Source organism: Pontibacter sp. GD7, assembly GCF_058216375.1.
The window spans coordinates 104,551-128,539 of sequence record NZ_JBYZMP010000003.1; the positions used below are offsets into that span (position 1 = coordinate 104,551).

Genomic DNA, 23,989 nt, shown 5'->3' on the forward strand with positions numbered 1-23,989 from the left:
TATCTTTGGATGTATCTAAAGATAAGCAATACATGCAACAAAAATTTGAAGTTGACTTGCTGGAGGAGGCTTTCAAGTATTTGGAATCGCTTGAACTGAAGCACCGAGAGAAAATACTGCAGAATATCCGGCGAGCACAGTTCCACACCGACCCTAAGCTATTCAAAAAGCTAACCAGCGAGATCTGGGAGTTCAGGACTCTTTATGCTGGTCTTCAGTACAGACTTCTAGCTTTCTGGGATAAAACAGACAAGAAGGAAACACTAGTACTCGCTACCCATGGTTTCGTCAAGAAAACCAACAAAGTTGACAAAAAGGAAATTGACAAGGCCGAGCGTATTCGGGAAATGTATTTTAAAGAGAAATAACCATGAAAAGATATTCATTGAGCGAAGCCGAAGACAGGCTTATAGGAGTGAAAGGAACGCCAGAGCGTGACAATTACGAGTTCGAGCTAAGGCTGGAGCTGATTGGAGACATGATTCAGGCCGCAAGAAAAGAAAGAAACCTAACGCAGGAACAACTTGGGCAGCTTGTGGGAGTGAAAAAAGCCCAAATATCCCGACTTGAGAATAACGCAACTAACGTGACAATAGATACTATTCTGAAAGTATTCAATGCACTTGAGGCAAAGGTTAATTTCAAAGTTGAACTTCTCAACAGACAAGTGAGAGTCGCCTAAAAGAACTAAAGTGGGTAACCCAGTGCAGCCTTAACCCCTCACTTCGTTTTGGGCTTCGGCTGCACCAATCCGTTGGCACGTATAAAAGTTAAAAAGGATAAAAATTGAATTTATTCGTATATTTTCAAAAAGTTTAGATATGGCAGCTATAAAGGAAGATTTGCATAAACTGATTGATACAACTACTGATGAAAAATTATTAGAAGACATCTTCATGATTCTATCCAGTAGAAGAAATTACAAAGAAGGAAGCCTTTGGACCAGCTTAACAGAAGCACAGAAACAGGAAGTTTTAGCAAGTGAGAGCGAAATTGGTAACAAATCCGCCTGGATATCTCAGGAAGAGATGAAAAGAAGAAACTCTAAATGGCTCAGATAGTCTGGAATAAGCGGGCAAGCAAACAATTAGCTGACTTACAAGACTATCTGCAGCAGGAATTTGGAGAAAAAGCAGCGCAAACATTTACATACAGAATATTCCAGTCTTTAGAACTACTCGTTAAGTACCCTCAAATAGGAACACTGGAAAGCCCTGAAAAAGATATTAGAGGGTTTTTGCTGCACAGACACACTACAATTCTTTATAAGCAGAAAGAACAAACTATCTACATTCTCGCTTTATTCGATAACAGGCAAAATCCTCAGAAGAAGACAGTCTGAAAAATAACAGGTGCCAACCCAATTCAGCCTTTATGCTTGGCTCAGCCACGCCCATCGGCTGCACCAATCCGTTACCTCTCATAGTAATCTATAGAACTTTGTCTTGTAATTGAGCGTTAACGTAATAACTTTGTAATTACATTAAGTAGAAGTACTATGGAGGTATCAATCATTCAAATAGGAAATTCCAAGGGCCTACGTTTGACTAAGTCCATTCTGGATAGATATAACATCAAGGATAAAGTTGAGCTAATACTGGAAAAGGGTCAGATTATTTTAAAGCCAGTTGAGCATCCAAGGAAAGGTTGGGACAAGGCGTTCAGGAAAATGCATGAGAACGGTGATGATCAGCTATTACTGGATGATGTGTTTGGCGATGAAAGTTTTGACGAATGGAAATAAGCCAGTATGAGATAGTCCTGGTCAATCTGGACCCTACTGTAGGAAGTGAAATACAGAAAACAAGGCCATGTGTAGTGATATCCCCCGATGAGATTAATCATAACCTAAGAACAGTAGTTATCGCGCCGATGACCACCAAGAGCCGTAGCTACCCTACTCGCGTGAAAGTGCAGCACAACAGTCAAGTGGGGTGGGTCGTGATCGACCAGATAAGGACTATTGACAAAGTCCGCATTGTTAAAGTGCTAGGAAATCTAAACCCTTCAGAAGTAGCTTCCTGCAAAAGTGTGATAAAAGAAACTTTTGTGGACTAACAAAAAACGACGATAGGTAACCCGGTGCAGCCGTAACCCTGCGCGATGTTTTGGGCTTAGGCTGCACTAATCCGTTGCTCCATGCAGATGCAGATTAAACTCAGGCTTCGGGAGTGATAAAAATTATTGCAGTCTGATTTCATGTTTCATCTTCTGCCGTTTGGTAGCCCAAAGTATAAGCACGCCTGAAATGAAACGCATTACCTTGCTATTTTACCTCTCTAACTCTCTACCTCAAATTCACTTTCCTTTCCGCAGCGGGAACAGTTTCCGTAGGCCAAGTTGCCGGCTGCTTTCTTCCTGTGGCACATCAAACTCAGATACCGAGCGTACATCCTCTACAGAGTAAAAGGCCTGGGGGTTATAGTCCCGGATAATATCAATTACTTTGTCCAGTTTTTTGCGCTTCACGATCAGGAACAGCAGGTTTACTTTACCGCGGGTGCCCCTTGCATCGATACAGGTGAGTCGGTAACCATGTCCTTTCAGGCGCTCGATCAGCTTGTCGGCAGGCTCAACGGTTATAACTCGCACCACCATCTGGCCCAGCGCCAGCTTCTGCTCTACGCGCAGCCCCAGGAAGTTGCCAGTGGCAAAACCTCCGGCCCAAGCCAGGTACGACACCACGTTGTTCAGGTTCTCCATTACCTGCGTAATGGCAATCAACCAGATAAGCACCTCCAGGAAGCCAAGTACGGGTGCAATTACTTTATCGCCTTTAGATATGAAAACGATGCGTAGCGTGCCCAGTGTAACGTCGCAGATACGGGCAAAGAAAATTAATAATGGTATAATGACCCAATCAACAACCACCGGGTCCAGTCCTTCAAACAGATTCATGCAGGTTTGGCTAAAAGGGTTGGTATTTATACTTTAAGTTAAGAATGTTTAGGTACGGTTTTCAAGGTTGCTTGGCTTAATTCTGTGCGAAGCTTAGGCAGAGACGCCGGGTAGTTTTGCTGGATAAACTGCACTAGCTTTTCCCGAACAAGGCAGCGCAGATCCCAGGCCATGGCCGAACTGTTGGCGCTCATGAGGGCACGCAGCTCCAGCGTGTGCTCTTTCGAGTCGGTAACCTGCAGCACGGCCACCCGCTTGTCCCAGAGGTCGGTGCCGGCAAGTATGGCATCAAACTCCTTTCGCACGGCTTCTATCGGAATGGTGTAATCGGTGTAAAGGAAAACGGTGGCCAGAATATCGGAGCCGGTACGGGTCCAGTTCTGGAATGGCTTTTCGATAAAGTAATTAAGTGGTAAGATCATTCTGCGGTTGTCCCAAAGCTTCAGCACAACATAGGTCAGGGTTATTTCTTCAACCCTGCCAAACTCATCTTCGAGCACCAATACGTCATCCAGCCGGATGGGTTGGGTAAAAGCGATCTGCAGGCCGGCCAGCAGGTTGGCAATTGATTTTTGTGCGGCAATACCCACCACAATGCCCACCACACCCGCTGAGGTAAGCAGGCCCGTACCCAGTTTGCGCACCGCATCAAAGCTTAGCAGTATCATAGACAAGGCGATAAACGCAATAAGCACGATGGTAAGCTTGCGGATGAACTGAAGCTGCGTAAATAGTTTCCGCTCCCTGAAATTGTCCGGCTTCTCGATCTGGTACTTCTTACGCACCATGTCGCGCGCCACGTTCGTGATATTGATCAGGGCCCAGGCAAACACCACAATATCAAAAACCTCAATCACCCGCTTTAGCACATACACCGTTTTATCGGAGTAGGGCAGCAGCGGCATCGACATTGAGAGAAAAAGCAGCGGTATTAAAAACGATAGGGGATGGTTAAGGTGATGGGTAAGCGACTTGACCAGCAATGGGTTGTCCTGTTTATTGTAAATCCTCAATAGTTTAAACAGCATGAATTTTACAAGAATACCCGCTATCAGAGCCACAAATATGATTACAAGCCCCAGCGCCAGATCATCTAGTTGGTTAAAGTATTCGTTTATCCTGTTCATTTTTATTTCCGGAGGATCTTTTTCAAACCTTTAAAAGATTCCTTTGGCCTAGACTTACTGTGCAAGTATGCTTCTGGTTGTGTTTTGCCGAAATACCGGCCTGCAATCGTTAATTTATTCAAGTTGCGCTATATGATATACCAGGCAGGTGTAAACCCAATGCCTGAGAGATACGCTCGCTAGCTCAAAACGCTCATTTTGGCTAGGCTTGAGGAGGGGAATAATTTACACCTGCGAAGTTCCCCTCTTGAGAGGGGTGCAGGGGTGTGTTAATCGTTCCCTAAAAAACTCCCCTCCTTAGCTAGGCTACTCTTAGGACCCAAATTTACATTCGCTGTTATTCCTGCCGCGAGTTGAAAACTCGCGGTAGATAGAGCATTTTATACTTGTGTCCTAATTATAGTCTTGGATAAGGAGGGGCAGAGGCAGTTTGACCCGGTATTTGCGTATTCCCTTCTTTTGAGTATGGGCGTTTCATCCTAATGAAATCTCTGTTTCGGTTGTAAATTATCTTGCACTCGAATCGCATTTTTGGCTCTCCGAGCCAGTTGAGGAAGCCTGTCCCGGGCGGAGTCCCGGGAAGACTCAACCTTACTTGTTAGTCACGAATCTGGAGATTCGCGCCAGCGAATAGTTGAATGAAACGGCCCTACTCTTAGGAGAGGAATTTTACTCGTGCAATTAATTCCCCTCTCTGGACTAACCAAAACGAGAGCTTTGAACTAGCGAGCGCAGTTCTTTAAGGGTAGGATAAACGCAACTTGAGTTACTTATTTCATTTATAGTGAAACATATATATAGAAAAAACGTGTACAAGCAGACTTGCGTAGTATTAAGCAGTGAAAACTGATTTTTTTACAAAACCTGCTTAGAAGTATTGCATCCACACTGTTCGAGCAGCTTTTCTTATATTTTTTAAGCTTACATGGCAAAACTGATCATAGTATCAAACAGACTTCCCGTAAAGCTCCATGAAAAGGAGGGAGAACTACAATTTAAGACAAGCGAAGGCGGCTTAGCCACAGGATTGGGCTCCATTTACAAGGAAGGCGACAATCTGTGGATCGGCTGGCCCGGTAAAGTTGTAGATGAGGAAGAAAAGCAGCAGAAGGTTGTAACGGAGTTACAAAAGGAAAATATGTCGCCGGTGTTTTTGTCGGAGGCGGAGATAAAGGAGTACTACGAGGGATTCAGCAACGAAACACTGTGGCCTACCTTCCATTACTTCAGCCAGTATGCCGTTTACGATCAGCAGTTCTGGAAGACCTATGAAAGCGTTAACCAAAAGTTCTGCGACGAGATCGTAAAGCTGGCCGGTCCGGAAGACACCATCTGGGTGCACGACTACCAGTTGCTGCTACTGCCCTCTATGTTAAGAGAGAAGCTGCCTGAAGCTACCATCGGCTATTTCCAGCACATTCCTTTCCCGAGTTACGAGGTTTTCAGGTTATTGCCCTGGCGTAAGCAATTGCTGGAGGGCATGCTAGGCTCCGACCTGATCGGTTTCCATACCTATGACGACATGCGCCACTTCCTGAGTTCGGTAAACCGCCTGGTGGGTTATGGCAGCATGCATGGCTGGATAAACACCGGCACCCGCTCACTGCTCGTAGATTCCTTCCCGATGGGGATTGACTATGACAAATACTCCCAGACAGCTGTTTCGGATGAAGTGGCAAAGCGGGAGCGCATTTACCGCAGTAACTTAAAGGCCGAAAAGCTGATCATCTCCATCGACAGGCTGGATTACTCGAAGGGCATACCGCAGCGCCTCGATGCTTTTGAGAAGTTCCTGGAGAAGTACCCTGAGTTCCATGACAAGGTAACGCTGGTGATGCTGGTGGTGCCAAGCCGTGATGAGGTGGAGAAGTATAAGGAACTGAAGGAAGAAGTAGACGAGATGGTGGGCCGCATCAATGGCAAGTATAGCAACATCGACTGGAATCCGATCCAGTACTTTTACCGCTCTTACCCACTCGAAACCCTTTCTGCTTTTTACCGCATGGCCGATGTGGCGCTTGTTACCCCTATGCGCGACGGCATGAACCTGGTGTGCAAAGAGTATGTGGCCAGCAAGCATGACCAAACGGGGGTGCTTGTACTTAGCGAAATGGCGGGTGCATCCAAAGAGCTGTCAGATGCTTTGCTTATAAACCCCAACGATATCAACCAAATGGTAGAGGCACTGCACCAGGCACTAACCATGCCCGTAGAGGAGCAGAAAGTGCACATGGCCAGCATGCAGGAGTCTATCAAGCGCTACAACATACATCACTGGGTGTCCATGTTCATGGACCGGCTGTCTTATGTGAAGATCAAGCAGCTGTCTATGGCTACCAGCTACCTCGACAATGCCACATTCCAGGAGCTTACCAATTCCTATGCGGCCGCCAGTTCACGCTTGTTCTTCCTGGAGTACGATGGCGCACTGGTTGACTATGCCAACCGGCCTCTGATGGCAAACCCTTCAGAGGAGCTGATCGAATTGCTTGACAGACTGGGCAGCGACCCTAAAAACAGAGTAGTAGTGGTTAGCAGCCGCGACAAAGACAACATGGAAGAATGGCTTGGCCACCTGAACATTGATATCATAGCCGAACACGGTGTTTGGATAAAGCAGAAAAACGCAGGCTGGCAAACTGTGCTCAGCCTGATGGACGACTGGAAAAGCGATATCCGATTGATACTGGAGCTTTACGTGGACCGTACCCCGGGTTCGTTTATAGAGGAAAAGGATTACTCGCTGGTATGGCACTACCGTAAAGTAGAGACTGGCCTTGGCGAGTTGCGTGCCCGTGAGTTGGTGAGTCACCTCAACTTCCTGGCCTCTAACAGCAACCTGCAGGTGCTGGATGGGCAAATGGCCGTTGAGGTAAAAGCACAGGAGATAAACAAAGGTAAAGCCGCCAGTTACTGGCTGGGCAAGTACCCGCACTCGTTTGTGTTAGCCGTAGGCGATGACTGGGGAGATGAGGACGTGTTCAAGGCAATGCCGCGCAGTGCCTACACTGTTAAAATCGGCACAGGCAGCTCAGTAGCTAAATACCACCTGGATACCTGCCAGGAAGCCCGCTGGATGCTCTCCAAACTACTGCGTTACTCCAGCTCGGAGCAGGCCACAGACGCCATGATGACGGGATCGTGATAACTTTTCCCATAAATATAAAAGCCGCCGCAATTCGTTTTGCGGCGGCTTTTATACTTTCAGATATGTTGTTTGGCTCAAACCAATATAGCTTAAGTTATAAATCAAGTTGCGATTTCCGATGAATCAGGCAGATGTTAACCCACCTCTAACCCCCAATGCCGTTGGCATAAGAAAAGAATGTCATTTCGAACGCTAGTGAGAAGTCTGAAATAATGCGATACTATGACATACTCCAGATTTCTCACAGCTCCGCTGGTCCCTTTCGACTCCCGTCTCAGGCATGGTCGAAATGATAGCTTCCCATTACATTGAGGGCATTGCCCCTAGCCCCCCCAAGGAGCAAGGTCTTTTCATTCTGGAAAATTATAAGGTAAAAGCGCGAGCGTCCTCACTCGTGATTGGTTATGGCTGGACCTCCGGCCCAGTTGAGTTGAAAACTCAACACCATGTCAAACCACAAGTTGAAAACTTGCGGCAGGAAATAGAATGAAGTGGCCCTAACTCCGAGGAGGGGTTAGGGATGGGTCAATCGGAACCAGAGCTTTATACTTGGAGTAAACATGTGCAACAAGTAAGAGCAGCCAGCAACCAAGAAGCTGATTCTTAGGAAAACAGTGTGTCGCCTCCGTTGGAAGGTTTGTTGGCAGCCTTTGCCGGTGCCGGTTCGCAGTTTTCCTCGTTAAAGACCTGGTCTATGGCTTTCTCGGCTTTTTTCAGTTTTTCCTTGCAAAGCTTTATCAGTTCGGATGACCGCTGAACCTTTTGCGTTAGCTCATCCACATCCACGGCGTCATTTTCGATGGCGCGCAGAATCTCCTCCAGTTCCTGGGTTGCTTCCCGGTAAGTCATTTCGTTCAGGTTCTTATTCATCTGTATCAATATTTACGATCATACTATGCAGGGTGCCGTTTTGCATCCTGGTTTCTACCACATCACCGTTTTTTACCTCTTTTATACTTTTAATGATCCTGCCGTTTAGCAAGGTCAAAGTATACCCCCTTAAAAGCAGGCGTTCCGGGTTGTTTGCTTCTATACTCATCTCCAGCAACTTCAGGCGGTGATCTTCCTGCTGCAGTTTGCGTTGTGTGGTGTATTCCAGCTTGTCGTTATACTTTGTAAAAGATATCTGGCTGCGTTTTAGCTTGTCTTTTGCCTCTGTTTCCAGGCAATGCACCAGGGTGTTAAGCTCATGCTCCTTCATGTGCAGGTAGCGCTGACTTCTGCCTTCCACGCAAACCGACAGCTCCTGCAGTTGTTTTTCGCGCTTGTGCAACAGGTCTTTTGTTTCAGAACCAATGTCTTTCTCCAGATCTGAAACGATGTGCCGCTGCTGCACCAGGTAGGCCTTTGGCTTTAGCAGCAAACCTCTCGAGAACTGCTCCAACCTGTCTTTGCCGTTTTGCAGCAGGTTTCTGGTGGTGTTATGCAAGCGCAATTGCAGCCTTTCCAGTCTGTCTTCCGTGGTTTTTAGCTGCTGCGCCGAAAATATCCTGATTCTGTCATACAGGTCCTCAGCCAAAGTTTCTGCTTCCCTGAACCTGTCTACCAGAAATCCGGCTACGGCAGTAGGGGTTTTTAAGCGTGTATTGGCCACCAGGTCGGCTATACTTTCGTCGCGTTCATGCCCAATGCCGGTAAGCACTGGAAGGGGAGAGTTGCCAATGGCTGCCGCTATTTTGTAATCATCAAAGCAACTCAGGTCGGTTTGAGAGCCTCCTCCGCGTATCAGCACCACTACATCATAGCGGTCTTTATACTTTGCCACCAGGTCAAATGCGGCTGATATGGATGCAGGCGCTTCGTTACCCTGCACCACTGCCGGGAAAAGCGTGGTCTCAAAAGTATAGCCGTAAGGGTTGGTGTGTAGCTGGTGTATAAAGTCCTGGTAGCCAGCCGCCGTTGCCGACGAGATAACCGCCAGCCGTTGCGGTACCAGGGGAAGTGTAAGCGCTTTATTTGCTTCCAGCAGGCCTTCCGCAGCCAGGCGCTTCAGGGTTTCCTGCCGCTGCCTTGCCAGGTCGCCGATGGTATAGTTCGGGTCGATGTTGGAAATGTCTAAGCTCAGGCCATAGAGCTCATGAAAACGCACCGAAGCCTGTAGTAGCACTTTCAAGCCTGCCCGTAACTGTTGTCCGGTCTTTTCTTCAAAATAGCGGCTCAGCATCTGGTAACGGGAGGCCCAGATGGTTGCCTTTGCCTGTGCCAGTATCTGGCGGGCATCGTCGCCTTTATCTACCAGGGTAAGGTAGCAGTGGCCCTTGCGCCTGTCTACGTTTACCTGGGCCAGCTCTGCCACTACCCAATAGCTTTCCGGGAAAGCCAACTCCAACTCCTCCCTGATCTGCTGGTGCAGCTCAAAGAGCGAGAGCGGGTTGTTCAGTTCCTCGTAAGCAATGGTTTGTCTGAAAAAAATCTGGGACATGGCAGCAAATGTTCTTCTCCTTCTATGCCGGCAGGTGCCGGCTCCTCCGATTCGAAGATAGGATATTTTATATTATCAGGCTACATGGTAATTAAGAAATGTTCCGTCAGAGAGGTGCTTCTTACTCTGCAGGGTTTGCCAGTTCGCCCAGTATATGATTTACGCTTTCCTGCCAGAGCTGTTTTTCAAGTATGGTCGGGGCGGCAGCACGCTCCAGGCAATCTGCCGCGGGGCAGCGTTCGCAGGTCTCGTTTACCTCTCTGGTAACTATGGCGGGGTCATTCAAAAACTTGATCTTATGCCGCAGGTGGTCGTTTATCAGCAGTCCTATACTTATGGTGTTGCACGTGCGCTCTGCTGGCTGTGCAAGGGCCAGTACCAGGTATTCATTTGCTGAATTGATGTACGCGGAGCGCTGTATGCCCACCAGTGGCCTGCCCGTGGGTTTAGCGTGTTCCATTTTATCAAACAAAGTAAGTGATATCCAGCGGCGGCAATAGTGCTCGTTCAGGAAGGAGGCATGCGGGTTGTGCAAACCCGCTAGATGCAGTTCTTTGGTAAGGATGTATTGCTCCTGGGCTGGCTCATGGTAAAAGCGCAGGAAAAAGAGCTGCTTTATACTAAAGAACTTTGGCAGCAGGGAAGTAATGCGATGCAGGAAGGTTTCCGGTGAGGTATTATACTTTTCCATCAGCCGCAGCAAAGCATCCGGATCCCATTTTGGCATAGCAAAAAAGCCCTCCAGGTCCTGTACCAGCCTGTCGCGGTTTAGCAGAAGTGCACCCGCAAAATAAGATGCCTTAAAGTTGTTCAGTACCTCCTCAAAAGAGCCGACCTTGACCCAGGTAGAAGTATAAGGCCGCTCCTGCAATTGCAGATACTGAAACCCGATCTCGCGGGCCAGTGCAAATGCGCGCTGCTGCTCAGTAAGGTTAGGGTTGAGAAGTAACTGCGGCGAACTGCCAGGTACAAAAATGCTGCGTAATGGCTTCAGTTCCGGGTGATCGGTCAGGGAGATTGGTTTGATTGTTATGTTAAACTGATCTTCCAGCACCTTTCTTAATTGACCAGTATCAGGAGTGAGGTCTGGGTTTATACTTTGTTGCTCCAGAAAACGCTCTACCTCCAGTTCGATTTCATCGAAGTAGTTGTCGTGCAGTTCCTGGTAGGAGCGCAGGGCAGAGAAGTAAAACTGCTCCACTCTCAGATCGAAGGCCCTGGAAATTTCCAGCAAGGTGTTTACGAAGGCGCTCAGTTTTGCCGGGGCAGTGGCAAACAGGTCTAATACACGGCTCATGTCCAGGCCAAAGTGCTCCAGAGGTAGTTCCGACAGGATATTGGAATGCAGCAGTTCCCCGACAGGCTGTAGCCTCTTGCTTAGCTGCAGCGAAACCAGGTAATCGTAGGTAACGCCAAGCACATCCGCTATCACGGCGATTTTACTGGGCTTAGGGTGCTTCTTCCCCTTCTCGATCTCATTTAAGTAAGAAACAGAGATCCCTGTTGTAGTGGCAAGGTCGGTTAGCGAGATGCCTTTGTCCGTGCGCAACTGCTTTACTTTCAAGCCAAATATCAGCCTTATAACTTCTTCTTGCAGTCTCATAAAAGAGTCGTTTACCAAGGGTTTCAGTCTAATTACGGATAAAAAGCGATTATTTCCTAAAAACGTATATTTTCTTTTAGCGAAAATTCGCCAAAAATAAATTGTTCGCGTAAGATATGTAAAACAACATCACAACTTATTCAAATACAGCGATATGATAATCTCAACAAGCACAGTAGAAATTAAAGGTACCCTGGAAGAAAAGTATGAAAACGTGCTCACCCCGGACGCGCTCGAGTTTTTAGAAATGCTGCACCAACAGTTTGATGAACGTCGTGAGGCGCTTCTGGAGGCCCGTTCACAAAGGCAGGCGGAACTGGATGCCGGCAAAGAACTGGATTTCCTGGAAGAAACCGAAGCGATCAGGGACGGCAACTGGCAAATCGGCGATGTTCCGGCTGATTTGCAGCAGCGGCGCGTGGAGATCACCGGCCCTGTAGACAGAAAAATGGTCATCAATGCTTTAAATTCTGGCGCAAATGTGTTTATGGCAGATTTTGAGGATGCCACTTCCCCCACCTGGGATAACCTCATGCAGGGGCAGCTTAACCTGCGCGATGCCATACGCCGGGAAGTGGACTTTACGGCGCAGAACGGTAAAACTTACCGGCTGAACAAGGAGGTGGCAGTGCTGATGGTGAGGCCTAGAGGCTGGCATTTGCCAGAGAAGCACATCACTGTAAACGGAAAAGCGATCTCAGGGGCACTGGTAGATTTCGGGTTGTTCTTTTTCCATAATGCCAAAGAGTTGCTGGCACGTGGCTCGGGTCCATACTTCTACCTGCCCAAACTGGAAAACCACCTGGAAGCCCGGCTGTGGAACGATGTTTTTGTGGCGGCACAGCAGGCGCTGGACCTGCCTGTGGGCACTATAAAAGCTACTGTTCTGATAGAGACCATTACGGCAGCCTTTGAGATGGACGAAATCCTGTATGAGTTACGCGACCACATTATCGGGCTAAATGCCGGCCGCTGGGATTATATCTTCAGTGTTATCAAAAAATCCAGAAACAAAAAGTGCATCCTGTTCCCGGACAGAACGGATGTGACCATGCAGGTGCCCTTTATGAGTGCTTATACCGACCTGCTGGTGCAAACCTGCCATAAACGAGGTGCCCACGCCATGGGAGGTATGGCGGCATTTATACCTAACCGCCACAACCCGGCCATTAACGAGCGTGCGATCCGGAATGTGAGAGCCGATAAGGCGCTGGAAGCCAAAAAAGGGTTTGACGGTACCTGGGTGGCACACCCCGACCTGGTGCAGGTTGCCCGTGAAGAGTTTGACAAAGTGCTGGGCCAAAAGCCACACCAAAAGGAGGTGCTGCGCAATGAAGTACAAATAGCTGCAAATGATTTAACTGACTTCGCCATACCCGGCGGAAAAATCACAGAGGCTGGCCTTCGGCTGAACATCAATGTCGGTATCATGTACATCGGCAACTGGCTGTGCGGCAACGGGGCTGTTGCCATACATAACCTGATGGAAGACGCCGCCACAGCAGAAATATCGCGGGCACAGGTATGGCAATGGCTGCACCAGCCAAACACCCAAACCGAAAGCGGTCACGAAATAACAGAGACATACGTGTTGCAGCTAATACAGGAGGAAACAGCAAAAATAAAGGAAGAGGTTGGCTTGGTTAAGTTTATCAACTGCCATTTCGAGAGGGCTTCACAATTGTTTGCAGAGCTTGTCTTCAGCACCTGCTTTGTCGACTTCCTGACGATACCGGCCTACAAGTATATCGACTAAAGTATATGCGGCTCCAATGTACAGGTAACCTCATCAAACACTTAAATCAATCATCTTAAACACTATAGTTTTTTATCATGACATCAAAGGAAAGAATTCAGAGAATTGAAAGAGAATGGATCGAGAACCCACGTTGGGCAGGTATCCGGAGGCCTTACAGCGCCGCCGAGGTTGTAAAGCTGCAGGGCTCGGTTAAAATTGAGTACACCCTGGCACGTAACGGAGCGGAAAGGCTCTGGAAGCTGCTGCACAAAGAGCCTTATGTCGCCGGTTTGGGGGCGCTAACAGGAAACCAGGCAGTGCAGGAAGTGCAGGCGGGGCTGAATGCCATTTACCTGAGCGGCTGGCAGGTAGCCGCCGATGCTAATCTGGCAGGCCAGATGTACCCGGATCAAAGCCTGTACCCCGCTGACTCAGTGCCGAATGTAGTGAAGAGAATAAACAACGCCTTACTGCGCGCGGATCAGATTCAGGCTGTGACAGGGGAGGGGGATATTGACTGGATGGTACCGATTGTTGCGGATGCTGAGGCAGGCTTTGGTGGTACCCTGAATGCTTTTGAATTAATGAAGATGATGATAGAGGCAGGTGCGGCCGGTGTACATTTCGAAGACCAGCTTTCTTCCGCCAAAAAGTGTGGGCACTTAGGGGGGAAGGTACTAGTGCCCACGCAAGAGGCTATTAACAAACTGGTGGCGGCGCGCCTCGCCACCGATGTAATGGGCGTGCCAACCCTGGTGGTAGCCCGCACCGATGCCGATGCCGCAGGCCTGATCACCAGTGACGTTGATCCTCGGGATCATGCGTTTATACTTGACAAACCCCGTACCAGCGAAGGGTTTTACCATGTGCGCTGCGGTATAGAGCAGGGCATAGCCAGGGGCCTCGCCTACGCACCTTATGCCGATCTTCTCTGGATGGAAACCTCGCACCCGGATTTAGAGCAGGCACGGCAATTTGCTGAAGCCATACACGCAGAATACCCTGGTAAGCTGCTGGCGTATAACTGTTCTCCATCTTTTAACTGGGCCGCAAAATTAAGCGTTGAGGAGATGCTTACATTCCGGGAAGAGCTGGCTGCCATGGGCTACAAATTTCAGTTTATTACCCTGGCAGGTTTCCATGCCCTGAACACAAGTATGTTTGAGTTGGCAAAGGCTTACAAAAACACAGGCATGGCCGGGTACTCTGAACTGCAGCAGCGTGAATTTGCGCTTGCACAGGATGGCTTTAAAGCCGTGAAGCACCAAACTTTTGTAGGAACAGGTTATTTTGATGCAGTGCAGAACACAGTTACAGCCGGTGCAGCCTCAACAGCCGCCTTGGTGGGATCAACAGAAGTAGAGCAATTTAGCTAAGATTTTATACTGTTCTTCAAAAGCAGAAGCCCCATGTAATTGCTATTACACGGGGCTTCTGCTTTTGAAGAAAGATGCCTTTAAGTTCTGTATCCCATGCGTTTGGCGCGTTTTTCCCAATTGCTCTTGGCCCACTCCTGAAGGTCAGCGATCTGGTCCATTTCGTCTATTATCTCCATTCCCAGCAGGGTCTCAATAATATCCTCCATACTTACCAGTCCGGCTGTGCCACCGTATTCATCCACTACCATGGCGATCTGGTCCTGTTTGTCCATGAGGCGGTTAAAGAGGGTGGGGATGGGCATGTGCTCCGGCACTGCCTGGATGGTGCGCGCAATAGAACCAAGCGAGTCATCACCCTCCATGTTGATGAGCTTGTACAGCACCTCGTCTTTCAGCACATAGCCGGAAACGTCGTCGAGGTTGGTTTTATAGATCGGTATCCGGGAAAAGCGGAGGTCCGGAAACTCCCTGAAGAAGTCTTTTATGGTCATGTCCTGCTGTGCGCTTACGATAACGGTGCGTGGTGTCATGATGTGGCGCACCAGGATGTTGTTGAATCGCAGGATGTTCTGGATGATCTGCGACTCGCCTTTTTTGAAGATGCCCTCTTTTATGCCCAACTCAGCCATGGCCGTGAAATCAGCGCGGCTAAGCACGCTGCGGTTCTTGTCTGTTTTCAAGTTTCGGGTTATAAACTGCGACAGAAGTATAAAAGGGTAAAGCGGGGAGTAGATCAGGATATTGAGTGTGCGCACCGTAAAGGGGGTAAGCTGTTTCCAGAAATTAGCACCGAGGGTTTTAGGGATTATCTCGGTAAACACAAGTATAAGTATGGTAAGCACCACCGATACAGCCGTCAGGTACTCGTCTCCCCACAGGATCTGGGCCTGCGCACCCACGCCGGCTGCACCCACGGTATGGGCAAAGGTATTAAGAGTAAGTATGGCCGCCAGTGGCCGGTCTATGTTGTCTTTAAAGTGTTGCAGGTCCTTGCCCATCTTTGGGTTGTCTTTGCTGATGATGCTAACATGAGAAGGCGATATACTTAGCAGGGATGCCTCCAGCAAAGAGCACAGAAAAGAGAAGAAAAGCGCGATGGCAAGGTATAAAAGGAGTAAGGCCATTCAGTGAGATTTGTTTACAGGTATGGTTTTAGTGAACTACGCGCAGCACTGGCTCCGGAAGTTCCTGGTGTGTTTCGTGGTCTACGGTAAAGTAACCTACCATGCTTGGCCCGTACCCAAGGTTGATTTCGATGAACTTGTTTTTCTCAGGCAGCATCCCGATCACTTCCTGCTTCAGATCCTCATACCGCTTCAGCAGGTTTTCCAGGTGCTGCTGGTGATCTCCCAGTTCCGACTCCTCGGCGCCAATATCTGCCTGCGCCTCAGACTGCTCTGGCTCGTCGGCTGCAGCCACTTTGTTTTGCAGGGTTAGTATCTTTACCTCCAGTAGCCGGATCTCTTTCTCCACCTCCAGGTACTCCTGTATCTTTTGTTCCAGCGGAACCAGCGATTCGTCCAGGTATGCAATTAGATTTTCCATGGGCGGTTATATAACTTGTCTGTTTGCCCCTGTATACGGTAGCTTATCGTTTTTATATACATTTTGTGCAACTGGCGGTGTTTCTCAGGGCATGGCATTGGCAACTGCTGTTCTCTTTATACTTTTCTCCTGCTGAAAATCATGCTTAAGTATAAATCTTGAACCTGTCAGCGCAGAATTGAGTAGAAGCTTCCGTTAATTTGTATCTTTGAAGTATGGCTGCCCGTCAGCCATTGCTCACGAACCAGGCTACAGAACCATGAAAATAATAGAATGCCCCCGCGATGCCATGCAAGGTATCAAGGAGTTTATCCCAACCGAGAAAAAGATCGCTTACCTGAACTCCCTGTTGCGGGTCGGGTTTGATACCCTGGACTTTGGCAGTTTTGTTTCGCCGAAGGCTATCCCGCAGATGCAGGACACCGCAGAGGTGCTGGCCAACCTTGACCTGAACGAAACCTCAACAAAACTGCTGGCGATAATCGCCAATGTGCGCGGGGCAGAGGATGCTGCACAACATCAACCTATAGACTACCTGGGCTTTCCACTTTCAGTGTCGGAAACGTTTCAGCAGCGCAATACCAACAAAAGTATAGCCGAGGCCATGGAGCAGCTTGCCCAGATACAGGACATCTGCCACAAACACGGCAAAACGCTGGTAACGTATATCTCGATGGGTTTTGGCAACCCCTACAACGACCCTTGGGATGCTGAAACCGTGATCCGCTTTGTAGAGGAATTGCACAAGCTGGACGTAAAGATCATCTCCCTGTCCGATACCATTGGGGTTTCAAACCCGGATAATATCACTTACCTTTTCGAAAGCCTGATACCTGCCTTTAAAAGTATAGAGTTTGGTGCACACCTGCACACCACGCCTACAACCTGGCAGGAGAAAGTGGAGGCGGCCTACAATGCCGGCTGCAGAAGGTTTGACGGGGCAATGCGCGGCTTTGGCGGCTGCCCTATGGCAAAGGACGAATTGGTTGGCAATATGGCCACTGAAAATTTAGTCGCATACTTCGAAAAGATTGGCTTAAATTTGAACCTGAACAAAGCAGCATTCGATGTCGCGCTGGCAGAGGCTAATGCTGTGTTTTCCTGATTATGGCGAAAAGAATAATTGTAGATATTTTTATACCCTGCTTCGTAGACCAGCTGTTCCCGGAAACGGGCATGAACATGGTAAAAGTGCTGGAGAAAGTAGGCTGTGAGGTTAACTATAACCCCAACCAGACCTGCTGCGGGCAGCCTGCCTTTAACGCCGGCTTTTTTGACGAGGCCCGTGAGGTAGCCACCAAGTTCCTGAACGACTTCTCCAACGAAACATCGCATTACATTGTGGCCCCTTCAGCCTCGTGTGTGGGCATGGTACGCAATGCTTACCAGGACATCTTCGTGAAGTCGTCGAATCTGGTGAAGTACCGCACCATGCAGAAGAAAGTATACGAACTGACGGAGTTCCTGACGGATGTGCTGGAGATCACGCACATTGAGGGAGCCGCGTTGCAGGGCCGCTATACATACCACGACTCGTGCAGCGCCCTGCGTGAGTGCGGCATAAAGGCGGGGCCCCGTGCCTTGCTTGGCAATGTACAGGGCCTGGAGCTGGTAGAGATGGAAGACAAAGAAACCTGCTGCGGATTTGGCGGAACCTTTGCCGTAAAATTTGAGGCGATCTCTACGGCCATGGCCGAGCAGAAGGTAGACAATGCCCTGGCCACCGGCGCCGATTACATCATCTCGACAGACAGCAGTTGCCTGATGCACTTGCAAGCCTACATCAACAAGCAGAAAAAACCGATCAGGACCATGCACATTGCTGATGTGTTGGCGAGTGGCTGGTAACGTATAAATCAGTATCATAAAAAAAGCCCGGACAAGTATAAATTGCCCGGGCTTTTTGCATTTGTTCCTCAACCTTTACCTGAAGTATAAACTAAGGCCAAGGCTAAGGGATTGCCCGCTGAAGTCGAAGCGCAGGTCATAAGCGTCTGTGCTGTATTCCGAAGAATTATTCTGACCGAAAATTACTTCGGACCGTTTGTGGTCCATATCAGACCGGCTGTAGCTTAAGGCACCGTACAAGGCATTCAGACTGATTCTGTCGTGCACAAAAAAGGACACACCAGGCCTTAAGTTTACTGAAAAATGCTTCACATCAGACCTGTAGTCAGCTTTATAAGTATTAAAAGCACCGCTGCCAACAAACTCTGAAAGCACATCGGAGGCAATGTAATTAATATCTCCCTGGCCAAACACAGCCACGTTGGCGGCCAGAAACTTATACTTTCGCGCATACACGCCAGCTGTATAACTCTTTACCTCGTAGCTGTTGGCAGTGGCATACGTCTGAGTAGAACTATTACGCACATAATCTGAGTAGTCGTATCCGGCAGTAATGCCCAGCTCAAACCCATCCGACACAAAGAAGCCTATGGAGGGCCTTAGTTGAAACCTTTCATACTTTGCTTCAACTTTTGGCTGTGCGTCTGTGGCAGCATCGCGTTCCTGGTTCTCCCGGAGGTAGCTAATGTTGCCGGTAGTAGCCCAGGTGCCTTTCTGCAACTGCGCAAAACCCGTATGCACCAGCACGCAAAGCAAAGCCGTTAGAAATATCTTGTTCATGGCTTATTCTTTATCGGTTTATAAAATAGCGGATGCCCAGGGTAGCCGTTGCAGGGGTAATGTCGAATTCGAATTGCTTTGAAGTATGCTCATTCTTTGGCGTAGACTGCTCATCAGTAATGGTGGTGCTGTTGTAGCCGATGTTGCCGATGGTGGCGGTAAATCCCAGTTTAGGTGTTGCAAAATAAGTCAGCCCTGGCACAGCCGTTATGTAATACCCTGATGCGCTGGAAAGGAGTTCTTTGTCCAGGTCCGGGTTCTTGGTTCTGCTGTGCTGATACCCAAAACCACCTGTGGCGGTAAAATGAAGCTTTTCGGTTATACTTACATACTTTCTGAGATAAGGGCCTATGGCATAGCCAAAATCCTTGTTCTTTACTTCTGATGCTGAGCCCTCGCTTTTCGTGGTGTTAGTCCCGAAGACAAGCTGCGTGTTCAGGCCAAGTTCCAGTCCGTCTTTCACAAAGTACCCGATAGATGGGTTAATTGAAAACATGGTGTACTTATTTTCGGAATTTAACTCATCCTGGGAAGAGGTATTGAAACCGACAGAACCGCCCAGCGATATGTTGCCGGCAGTAGTTTGCGCAAACGCCCCCGTGCTAAGCAGCACCAGCAGGCCAATCAATGCAAATTTCTTCATGTTTGTTTTTATGGGATTTTAAGATTCAAAGAACGAATATAGGAAAAAATAGTTTGAGATATATTCGATTGTTGCTATGGTTAGCCAGGTGCCAATAGTATGATTGGTACTACTTTCCGGTGCGGGAAAGCTTTGTTTAAGTATAAGTTATTAAATAACAGTGTTTTGCCATTAAACTTATTGGCCGATTATTTTTGAGATTCGTTTAAAATAGTAGCTGAATTCCGAAGATAACTTTAGGCAGAAGGGCAGAAAATAATGATGCGCAGTATAAGTGAAATTAAATAGGCTTATGAGGGGAACTACTACATTAAAAATACGTTTATAGTGCAAGTTATTGTTAAATTATTTTAATTGTAAGGTTATGTCTAGAGATTATCAGTCTGATCGTTCTTCTTACGATCCATTCGACAACAGTTATGATTCTGGCTTCAGTGGGCAAAGCCGTGAATACGCCGATCTTTATAACCCTAACAAAAGTGTTTGGGGATATGCTTTGAAAAACAAACCTGCTGTAAACGAGGCGCATCCTAGGTTTAGTGAACAAGGTGGAAGAGCCAAGAGCCTGGGACAGGAAAGAGCTCTTAGGCAGGCTGGCAGCAATTACCACTCATTACCCCAAAGCGAAGAAGAAATTTTTGACTCCGGATATGACGTAACCAAAAGAAACACCTATGGCTATCGTACTTCCGGCTTCGGTCCACGCGATTAAGCAATACGACATGCTCGCTGGCGAAACAATGCACTGATAATAACAAAGACAAATATAAACTATGAAAAAGGCCCACTAGTGGGCCTTTCTTTTTTGTACAGCCCAGACAAGGCCAACCGGAGGCCTCACAGTACGTTAAAAATAAAGGTTAATTTAAATTACAGATGCTATGGAAAGATACTATCGGGATGACGCATACTATGGCCATGAACACGGCAGACCTGAAAGGGACCGCTTCGAGAATAGATGGGGCCATGGCAGACCAGGGCAGCACAGCGGCAGGCATGGGGACTTTAACAGGGAACAGGAAGCTGAGGAATATCGCCACCGTGACTATGACATGGTAAGAGACTACTATGATAGCGTAAGCAGCAGCCGGCACGAACTGGATGACATACGCCAGGGCTATGGCTACCCCAGTTTCAGGAACAATGCTTATGAGGATGACTATGTGGAACAAATGAAGCGGGAGCGCCAGGCACAGCGCATGCAGGGCTATGGCTCTGGCAGATTAGGTGGGTACAGCGGGGCTGCTTTTGGAGGCTCAAACTACAGTTCGCACGGAGGCTATGGCGGTGCACCGGAGTACGGTGCCATGAGTGGCCGCGGTGGTAATGCTGGCTATGATGCCTCCTCATCGGGTTATGGCGGCAGTCACCCCAACGATAGGTATGATAACTATGACAAAAGACGTGACAGGTGGTAAGCTATATAATGGCAAGGCCCGGTAAAATACCGGGCCTTGATATTTAATGGCCGTTCTGGCCTGATCCGTTATTTAGAAAAGCCAACGCTTCCTCTTCATTGGGGGCAGTGTTTATGATCTTTTCAATGCCTAAAATGGCAAACACATTCTTGATTTTTGGTTGCAGCCCAAAAAATGCCACTTTTATGTTATGTTGCTTACACAAGTGCAGAGAGGAAAGTATAACACCTAATCCGGCAGAGGATATGTAGTGTAGATCTGTGCAGTCAATCAGCAGGGCTTTGTTAGGTGCCTGTGTAATCGCCTCCTGCAACGCATCGTCGGCAGACACTGCGGTATTGGCGTCTAGCTCACCTGATAACCGCACGGCTGTTACGTTTTCTACTTTTTCTACCTCTGCTGTAAACTTCTCCATCACACTTCTATCTTGTATTAAAAGATCTCTATCATATCAGCTTCCTGCTTTAGTTTATCTGGTTGCAGTTTTACCTACATAAACCTACTTTGTGATAGCAAATATATGTATTATTTCTATAAAAAATATTCAAATAATAATTATTTAAATTGTGTTTTTATAACTCTCTTACTATATGTATACTGACTATATGTATACTGATTTAAAGTTATTTAGTGTTACATAACCCAAAAAGTGCAAGGTGTTTCGCTGAAAGGCTCTATGCATTAGCTAAAGCTACACATCTGATTTTTAAAAGATATGATAACTATTTGGCTTAAAATGGTATATAATGAGTGTAGCAACATGAAATACGGTGATTATGCACTATAATGGAGTATCTTTATATAGTATAAATGAAGAATAGGACTGTAAATAAAATATTATTTGCCGAGATGGTGGATATGGGCGGAATGCCGGTGCGCCAGCCTTTCCCAACGCAGCAGGTTGAGCATTTGGATCCGTTCCTGTTGTTACACCACCATGTAGGAAAACTGCCTAAAGGTACCATTCCAAAACGCTCCGGCGTGGGGCCGCATCCGCACCGGGGTTTCTCACCGGTTACCTTTGTCTATAAGGGTGGTGTGCACCACCGCGACTCCAGAGGCAACGATAATGTGGTGTACGAGGGCGGCACCCAGTGGATGAATGCCGGCATGGGCATTGTACACAGCGAAAGGCCCCCGGAAGACATTGAGCAACGGGGAGGAGTGCAGGAGATTATACAGCTGTGGGTAAACCTGCCTAAGTCGCATAAAATGAACCAGCCGCAATACATACCGCTACAAGCCGAAGATACCCCAACCGTTGAACTGAACGGAGGAAAAGTTACTGTAAGTGTTGTGGCAGGCGAGTTTGAAAGTATAAAAGGGCCGGTAAAGATGGCAGTGCCTATACTTTCGCTGCGTATTTTTATGCAGGCAGGCGCAAAGTATACTTTCCCGATTCCAGTAGATCATAACGCCTTTTTATACATACTGGATGGCAGCATCAGTTACGAAGGCTTTGGTTTGGTGGAGGGCCATAACCTTGTGGTGCTGCACAACGACGGGGAAGCGTGCACCCTTACTGCCAAGGAGGATACACGCATATTGCTGATGGCGGGTAAACCGATCAATGAACCGGTAGTATCGCATGGGCCGTTTGTGATGAACACCCAGACCGAGATCATGCAGGCCATGCGGGATTATCAAATGGGTAAAATGGGGATACTAATAGAGTAGCTCTTAAAACGAAGCGGCCCTTGCAGCAAACTGCAAGGGCCGCTTCGTTTTAATTGGCTTAAGTTGCGAGTTACAATAAACCAGGAAAGTGTAAACTCAATGCCGTTAATTTAATGTAAAAGCTCTTTCGGATTTGCAATCCGAAAGCAGTTTATTATCAGGATTTGTAATCCGCTTTAATTTCCCCAAGCTTGTTCTAGCGACACTGATGCTAAGCCGGATTGAAAATCCTGATAGTATATACTTCGGGATTACAAATCCCGAAGAGCAAAAGTAAAGTACGTCAAAAAAATAAAGGCCGTTGCAGCAGGTTGCAACAGCCTTTATTTTTAGAAAATGGCCGCTTAACCCACAGTGCTCGGGCAAACGAATTTGGTTTTTGGGATATCAGTTTTAGAGATCGCACCATAACCACCCTGCACATCGATCAGTTGCTCGAAACCACGTGCCCTAAGTATAGAAGCCGCGATCATGGAGCGGTAGCCACCAGCACAATGGATATAAAGTGTCTCGTTATTTGGTAAAGCAGCCAGGTTATCATACAGGTAATCCAGTGGGCTGCTCTGGGCTGTAACAATGTGCTCTGCCTGGAACTCACCTGGCTTACGCACATCAATCACGTTTATACTTGCATCCTGTGCATAGCAAGCGGCAAATTCATCTGCAGTTATCGAAGTGATGGTGTCTACCTCTTTTCCGGCTGCTTTCCAGGCTTCTATGCCGCCCTGCAGGTACCCGATGGTATTGTCGTAACCAACTCTGGAAAGGCGGGTAACCACTTCTTCCTCGCGTCCGGTATCAGCTACAAAAAGTATAGGCTGCTTCAGGTCTTTGATCAGAGTACCTACCCACGGCGCAAAACCACCGTCAATGCCAATAAACAGAGAGTTCGGGATAAAGCCTTGTGCAAAAGCCTGCGGTTTACGGGTGTCAAGAATAAGCGCGCCGGTTTCTGCAGCGGCTGCGGCAAAGGCTACCGGCGACAGCGCTGTTAATCCTTTTTCCAGCACCTGGCTGATGCTGTCGTAGCCCTCTTTGTTTAGCTGCACGTTAAAAGGAAAGTAGTTTGGCGGAGGCAGCAATCCATCGGTAACCTCTTTCACAAACTCTTCTCCGGTCATGTCGGCACGCAGGGCATAGTTGTTTTTCTTCTGGTTGCCCAGCGTATCGAACGTCTCTTTGCTCATGTTCTTGCCACAGGCTGAGCCAGCGCCATGTGCCGGGTAAACGATCACATCATCAGCCAACGGCATGATCTTGTTACGCAATGAATCATATAGGAAACCAGCCAGTTGCTCCTGCGTCAGGTCCGATTTGGCAGCCAGGTCAGGGCGGCCAACGTCGCCGATAAACAGCGTGTCGCCGGTAAAGATCGCATAATCCTTGCCCTGCTCATCCTTTAACAGATATGTTGTGGACTCCATGGTATGGCCGGGAGTATGCAGCACTTGTATGATTAGGTTGCCAACTTTCAGTTCTTCACCATCAGTGGCAATGTGCGCATTGAAGGTTGGGTTAGCGTTTGGCCCGAACACAATGGGTGCGCCAGTTGCTTTTGCCAGGTCAAGATGGCCTGAAACAAAATCGGCGTGGAAGTGCGTTTCCAGCACATACTTTATAGTTGCCCCGTTTTCAGCTGCTTTGTCCAGGTATGGCTCTATCTCACGAAGCGGATCGATGATCACAGCTTCGCCGTTGCTTTCGATGTAGTAAGCGCCCTGGGCAAGGCAGCCAGTATAGATCTGTTCTACTTTCATATCGTT

The 23,989-nt window shown here is 48.0% G+C and carries 25 protein-coding genes; 14 read left to right on the forward strand and 11 right to left on the reverse strand.

Translation table 11 applies throughout. The annotated features are described in order from the left end of the window. Positions 1–32 precede the first annotated feature (32 nt). The 6 genes from AC4BAP_RS05990 (at position 33) to AC4BAP_RS06015 (ending at position 2,058) form a co-directional block, all read left to right on the forward strand. Positions 33–368, forward strand: coding sequence for a type II toxin-antitoxin system RelE/ParE family toxin (locus AC4BAP_RS05990; RefSeq protein WP_490581714.1), 336 nt, complete (start codon positions 33–35; stop codon positions 366–368). Between the two features lie 2 nt (positions 369–370). After that, the gene (locus tag AC4BAP_RS05995) at positions 371–682 is read left to right on the forward strand and encodes a helix-turn-helix domain-containing protein (protein WP_490581715.1); all 312 of its coding nucleotides are present in this window, start codon (positions 371–373) and stop codon (positions 680–682) included. Positions 683–821: 139 nt separating this feature from the next. Beyond that, on the forward strand, positions 822–1,061 hold the full coding sequence (locus AC4BAP_RS06000; RefSeq protein ID WP_490581716.1) for a hypothetical protein: 240 nt from the start codon (positions 822–824) through the stop codon (positions 1,059–1,061). Beyond that, positions 1,049–1,342, forward strand: a complete 294-nt coding sequence (locus AC4BAP_RS06005) for a type II toxin-antitoxin system RelE/ParE family toxin (protein ID WP_490581717.1) — start codon at positions 1,049–1,051, stop codon at positions 1,340–1,342. The genes AC4BAP_RS06000 and AC4BAP_RS06005 overlap by 13 nt, the downstream gene beginning before the upstream one ends. A 156-nt stretch (positions 1,343–1,498) precedes the next feature. Beyond that, entirely contained in the window at positions 1,499–1,744 is a 246-nt protein-coding gene (locus tag AC4BAP_RS06010; protein WP_089320658.1) for an AbrB/MazE/SpoVT family DNA-binding domain-containing protein, read from the forward strand. After that, entirely contained in the window at positions 1,735–2,058 is a 324-nt protein-coding gene (locus AC4BAP_RS06015) for a type II toxin-antitoxin system PemK/MazF family toxin (protein ID WP_490581718.1), read from the forward strand. Before AC4BAP_RS06010 ends, AC4BAP_RS06015 begins: the two co-directional genes overlap by 10 nt. 240 nt (positions 2,059–2,298) lie before the next feature. On the opposite strand, the gene AC4BAP_RS06020 is transcribed toward AC4BAP_RS06015, so the two are convergent. Next, complete coding sequence (locus tag AC4BAP_RS06020; protein ID WP_490581719.1) at positions 2,299–2,898, reverse strand: DUF2179 domain-containing protein; 600 nt, start codon at positions 2,896–2,898, stop codon at positions 2,299–2,301. 38 nt (positions 2,899–2,936) lie between these two features. Continuing rightward, on the reverse strand, positions 2,937–4,025 hold the full coding sequence (locus tag AC4BAP_RS06025) for a mechanosensitive ion channel family protein (RefSeq protein WP_490581720.1): 1,089 nt from the start codon (positions 4,023–4,025) through the stop codon (positions 2,937–2,939). A gap of 925 nt (positions 4,026–4,950) precedes the next feature. On the opposite strand from AC4BAP_RS06025, the gene AC4BAP_RS06030 reads away from it, so the two are divergent. Next, positions 4,951–7,170, forward strand: a complete 2,220-nt coding sequence (locus tag AC4BAP_RS06030; protein ID WP_490581721.1) for a bifunctional alpha,alpha-trehalose-phosphate synthase (UDP-forming)/trehalose-phosphatase — start codon at positions 4,951–4,953, stop codon at positions 7,168–7,170. A gap of 606 nt (positions 7,171–7,776) precedes the next feature. On the opposite strand, the gene xseB is transcribed toward AC4BAP_RS06030, so the two are convergent. From xseB to AC4BAP_RS06045, 3 genes are all read right to left on the reverse strand, one after another. Next, the gene (xseB, locus tag AC4BAP_RS06035) at positions 7,777–8,043 is read right to left on the reverse strand and encodes an exodeoxyribonuclease VII small subunit (RefSeq protein ID WP_490581722.1); all 267 of its coding nucleotides are present in this window, start codon (positions 8,041–8,043) and stop codon (positions 7,777–7,779) included. Next, positions 8,036–9,595, reverse strand: a complete 1,560-nt coding sequence (xseA, locus tag AC4BAP_RS06040) for an exodeoxyribonuclease VII large subunit (protein ID WP_490581723.1) — start codon at positions 9,593–9,595, stop codon at positions 8,036–8,038. The genes xseB and xseA overlap by 8 nt, the downstream gene beginning before the upstream one ends. 121 nt (positions 9,596–9,716) lie before the next feature. Further along, positions 9,717–11,198 (reverse strand): helix-turn-helix domain-containing protein, encoded by a 1,482-nt coding sequence (locus AC4BAP_RS06045; protein WP_490581724.1) that lies wholly within the window; start codon positions 11,196–11,198, stop codon positions 9,717–9,719. 154 nt (positions 11,199–11,352) lie between these two features. Here AC4BAP_RS06045 and aceB point away from each other — a divergent pair, with 154 nt between their 5' ends. Both aceB and aceA read left to right on the forward strand, forming a co-directional pair. Continuing rightward, positions 11,353–12,954 carry a malate synthase A gene (gene aceB / locus AC4BAP_RS06050; protein ID WP_490581725.1) on the forward strand — a complete coding sequence of 534 codons (1,602 nt, stop codon included), beginning with the start codon at positions 11,353–11,355 and terminating at the stop codon, positions 12,952–12,954. Positions 12,955–13,031: 77 nt separating this feature from the next. Continuing rightward, positions 13,032–14,312, forward strand: coding sequence for an isocitrate lyase (gene aceA, locus AC4BAP_RS06055; RefSeq protein ID WP_490581726.1), 1,281 nt, complete (start codon positions 13,032–13,034; stop codon positions 14,310–14,312). 80 nt (positions 14,313–14,392) lie between these two features. On the opposite strand, the gene AC4BAP_RS06060 is transcribed toward aceA, so the two are convergent. Further along, positions 14,393–15,439 (reverse strand): hemolysin family protein, encoded by a 1,047-nt coding sequence (locus tag AC4BAP_RS06060; RefSeq protein WP_490581727.1) that lies wholly within the window; start codon positions 15,437–15,439, stop codon positions 14,393–14,395. A 28-nt stretch (positions 15,440–15,467) separates the two neighbouring features. Next, positions 15,468–15,860 carry a hypothetical protein gene (locus tag AC4BAP_RS06065; protein WP_490581728.1) on the reverse strand — a complete coding sequence of 131 codons (393 nt, stop codon included), beginning with the start codon at positions 15,858–15,860 and terminating at the stop codon, positions 15,468–15,470. Between the two features lie 259 nt (positions 15,861–16,119). Between AC4BAP_RS06065 and AC4BAP_RS06070 the strand changes: the two genes are divergently transcribed. Together AC4BAP_RS06070 and AC4BAP_RS06075 are read left to right on the forward strand one after the other, a co-directional pair. After that, positions 16,120–16,965, forward strand: coding sequence for a hydroxymethylglutaryl-CoA lyase (locus AC4BAP_RS06070; RefSeq protein WP_490581729.1), 846 nt, complete (start codon positions 16,120–16,122; stop codon positions 16,963–16,965). Between the two features lie 2 nt (positions 16,966–16,967). Further along, positions 16,968–17,708, forward strand: coding sequence for a (Fe-S)-binding protein (locus AC4BAP_RS06075; protein ID WP_490581730.1), 741 nt, complete (start codon positions 16,968–16,970; stop codon positions 17,706–17,708). Between the two features lie 75 nt (positions 17,709–17,783). Here the strand turns inward: AC4BAP_RS06075 and AC4BAP_RS06080 are convergent, their stop codons facing one another. Both AC4BAP_RS06080 and AC4BAP_RS06085 read right to left on the reverse strand, forming a co-directional pair. Beyond that, positions 17,784–18,488: a hypothetical protein gene (locus tag AC4BAP_RS06080; RefSeq protein ID WP_490581731.1), complete on the reverse strand. Its 705-nt coding sequence runs from the start codon at positions 18,486–18,488 to the stop codon at positions 17,784–17,786. 10 nt (positions 18,489–18,498) lie between these two features. Then, positions 18,499–19,131 carry an outer membrane beta-barrel protein gene (locus AC4BAP_RS06085; protein ID WP_490581732.1) on the reverse strand — a complete coding sequence of 211 codons (633 nt, stop codon included), beginning with the start codon at positions 19,129–19,131 and terminating at the stop codon, positions 18,499–18,501. Between the two features lie 364 nt (positions 19,132–19,495). Between AC4BAP_RS06085 and AC4BAP_RS06090 the strand changes: the two genes are divergently transcribed. Together AC4BAP_RS06090 and AC4BAP_RS06095 are read left to right on the forward strand one after the other, a co-directional pair. Beyond that, complete coding sequence (locus AC4BAP_RS06090) at positions 19,496–19,843, forward strand: hypothetical protein (RefSeq protein WP_490581733.1); 348 nt, start codon at positions 19,496–19,498, stop codon at positions 19,841–19,843. 169 nt (positions 19,844–20,012) lie between these two features. Continuing rightward, positions 20,013–20,549, forward strand: coding sequence for a hypothetical protein (locus tag AC4BAP_RS06095; RefSeq protein ID WP_490581734.1), 537 nt, complete (start codon positions 20,013–20,015; stop codon positions 20,547–20,549). Positions 20,550–20,592: 43 nt separating this feature from the next. Here AC4BAP_RS06095 and AC4BAP_RS06100 read toward each other — a convergent pair whose 3' ends face one another. Further along, positions 20,593–20,964 (reverse strand): STAS domain-containing protein, encoded by a 372-nt coding sequence (locus AC4BAP_RS06100; RefSeq protein WP_490581735.1) that lies wholly within the window; start codon positions 20,962–20,964, stop codon positions 20,593–20,595. Between the two features lie 395 nt (positions 20,965–21,359). On the opposite strand from AC4BAP_RS06100, the gene AC4BAP_RS06105 reads away from it, so the two are divergent. Then, positions 21,360–22,226, forward strand: coding sequence for a pirin family protein (locus AC4BAP_RS06105; protein WP_490581736.1), 867 nt, complete (start codon positions 21,360–21,362; stop codon positions 22,224–22,226). A gap of 344 nt (positions 22,227–22,570) precedes the next feature. On the opposite strand, the gene AC4BAP_RS06110 is transcribed toward AC4BAP_RS06105, so the two are convergent. Further along, complete coding sequence (locus tag AC4BAP_RS06110) at positions 22,571–23,983, reverse strand: MBL fold metallo-hydrolase (RefSeq protein WP_490581737.1); 1,413 nt, start codon at positions 23,981–23,983, stop codon at positions 22,571–22,573. Positions 23,984–23,989 lie beyond the last annotated feature (6 nt).

What these genes read in the sequence shown, in the direction of transcription:
- AC4BAP_RS05990 (WP_490581714.1), top strand. Translation starts at nt 33, where the DNA reads ATGCAACAAAAATTTGAAGTTGACTTGCTGGAGGAGGCTTTCAAGTAT.
- AC4BAP_RS05995 (WP_490581715.1), top strand. Translation starts at nt 371, where the DNA reads ATGAAAAGATATTCATTGAGCGAAGCCGAAGACAGGCTTATAGGAGTG.
- AC4BAP_RS06000 (WP_490581716.1), top strand. Translation starts at nt 822, where the DNA reads ATGGCAGCTATAAAGGAAGATTTGCATAAACTGATTGATACAACTACT.
- AC4BAP_RS06005 (WP_490581717.1), top strand. Translation starts at nt 1,049, where the DNA reads ATGGCTCAGATAGTCTGGAATAAGCGGGCAAGCAAACAATTAGCTGAC.
- AC4BAP_RS06010 (WP_089320658.1), top strand. Translation starts at nt 1,499, where the DNA reads ATGGAGGTATCAATCATTCAAATAGGAAATTCCAAGGGCCTACGTTTG.
- AC4BAP_RS06015 (WP_490581718.1), top strand. Translation starts at nt 1,735, where the DNA reads ATGGAAATAAGCCAGTATGAGATAGTCCTGGTCAATCTGGACCCTACT.
- AC4BAP_RS06020 (WP_490581719.1), bottom strand. Translation starts at nt 2,898, where the DNA reads ATGAATCTGTTTGAAGGACTGGACCCGGTGGTTGTTGATTGGGTCATT.
- AC4BAP_RS06025 (WP_490581720.1), bottom strand. Translation starts at nt 4,025, where the DNA reads ATGAACAGGATAAACGAATACTTTAACCAACTAGATGATCTGGCGCTG.
- AC4BAP_RS06030 (WP_490581721.1), top strand. Translation starts at nt 4,951, where the DNA reads ATGGCAAAACTGATCATAGTATCAAACAGACTTCCCGTAAAGCTCCAT.
- xseB (WP_490581722.1), bottom strand. Translation starts at nt 8,043, where the DNA reads ATGAATAAGAACCTGAACGAAATGACTTACCGGGAAGCAACCCAGGAA.
- xseA (WP_490581723.1), bottom strand. Translation starts at nt 9,595, where the DNA reads ATGTCCCAGATTTTTTTCAGACAAACCATTGCTTACGAGGAACTGAAC.
- AC4BAP_RS06045 (WP_490581724.1), bottom strand. Translation starts at nt 11,198, where the DNA reads ATGAGACTGCAAGAAGAAGTTATAAGGCTGATATTTGGCTTGAAAGTA.
- aceB (WP_490581725.1), top strand. Translation starts at nt 11,353, where the DNA reads ATGATAATCTCAACAAGCACAGTAGAAATTAAAGGTACCCTGGAAGAA.
- aceA (WP_490581726.1), top strand. Translation starts at nt 13,032, where the DNA reads ATGACATCAAAGGAAAGAATTCAGAGAATTGAAAGAGAATGGATCGAG.
- AC4BAP_RS06060 (WP_490581727.1), bottom strand. Translation starts at nt 15,439, where the DNA reads ATGGCCTTACTCCTTTTATACCTTGCCATCGCGCTTTTCTTCTCTTTT.
- AC4BAP_RS06065 (WP_490581728.1), bottom strand. Translation starts at nt 15,860, where the DNA reads ATGGAAAATCTAATTGCATACCTGGACGAATCGCTGGTTCCGCTGGAA.
- AC4BAP_RS06070 (WP_490581729.1), top strand. Translation starts at nt 16,120, where the DNA reads ATGAAAATAATAGAATGCCCCCGCGATGCCATGCAAGGTATCAAGGAG.
- AC4BAP_RS06075 (WP_490581730.1), top strand. Translation starts at nt 16,968, where the DNA reads ATGGCGAAAAGAATAATTGTAGATATTTTTATACCCTGCTTCGTAGAC.
- AC4BAP_RS06080 (WP_490581731.1), bottom strand. Translation starts at nt 18,488, where the DNA reads ATGAACAAGATATTTCTAACGGCTTTGCTTTGCGTGCTGGTGCATACG.
- AC4BAP_RS06085 (WP_490581732.1), bottom strand. Translation starts at nt 19,131, where the DNA reads ATGAAGAAATTTGCATTGATTGGCCTGCTGGTGCTGCTTAGCACGGGG.
- AC4BAP_RS06090 (WP_490581733.1), top strand. Translation starts at nt 19,496, where the DNA reads ATGTCTAGAGATTATCAGTCTGATCGTTCTTCTTACGATCCATTCGAC.
- AC4BAP_RS06095 (WP_490581734.1), top strand. Translation starts at nt 20,013, where the DNA reads ATGGAAAGATACTATCGGGATGACGCATACTATGGCCATGAACACGGC.
- AC4BAP_RS06100 (WP_490581735.1), bottom strand. Translation starts at nt 20,964, where the DNA reads ATGGAGAAGTTTACAGCAGAGGTAGAAAAAGTAGAAAACGTAACAGCC.
- AC4BAP_RS06105 (WP_490581736.1), top strand. Translation starts at nt 21,360, where the DNA reads ATGAAGAATAGGACTGTAAATAAAATATTATTTGCCGAGATGGTGGAT.
- AC4BAP_RS06110 (WP_490581737.1), bottom strand. Translation starts at nt 23,983, where the DNA reads ATGAAAGTAGAACAGATCTATACTGGCTGCCTTGCCCAGGGCGCTTAC.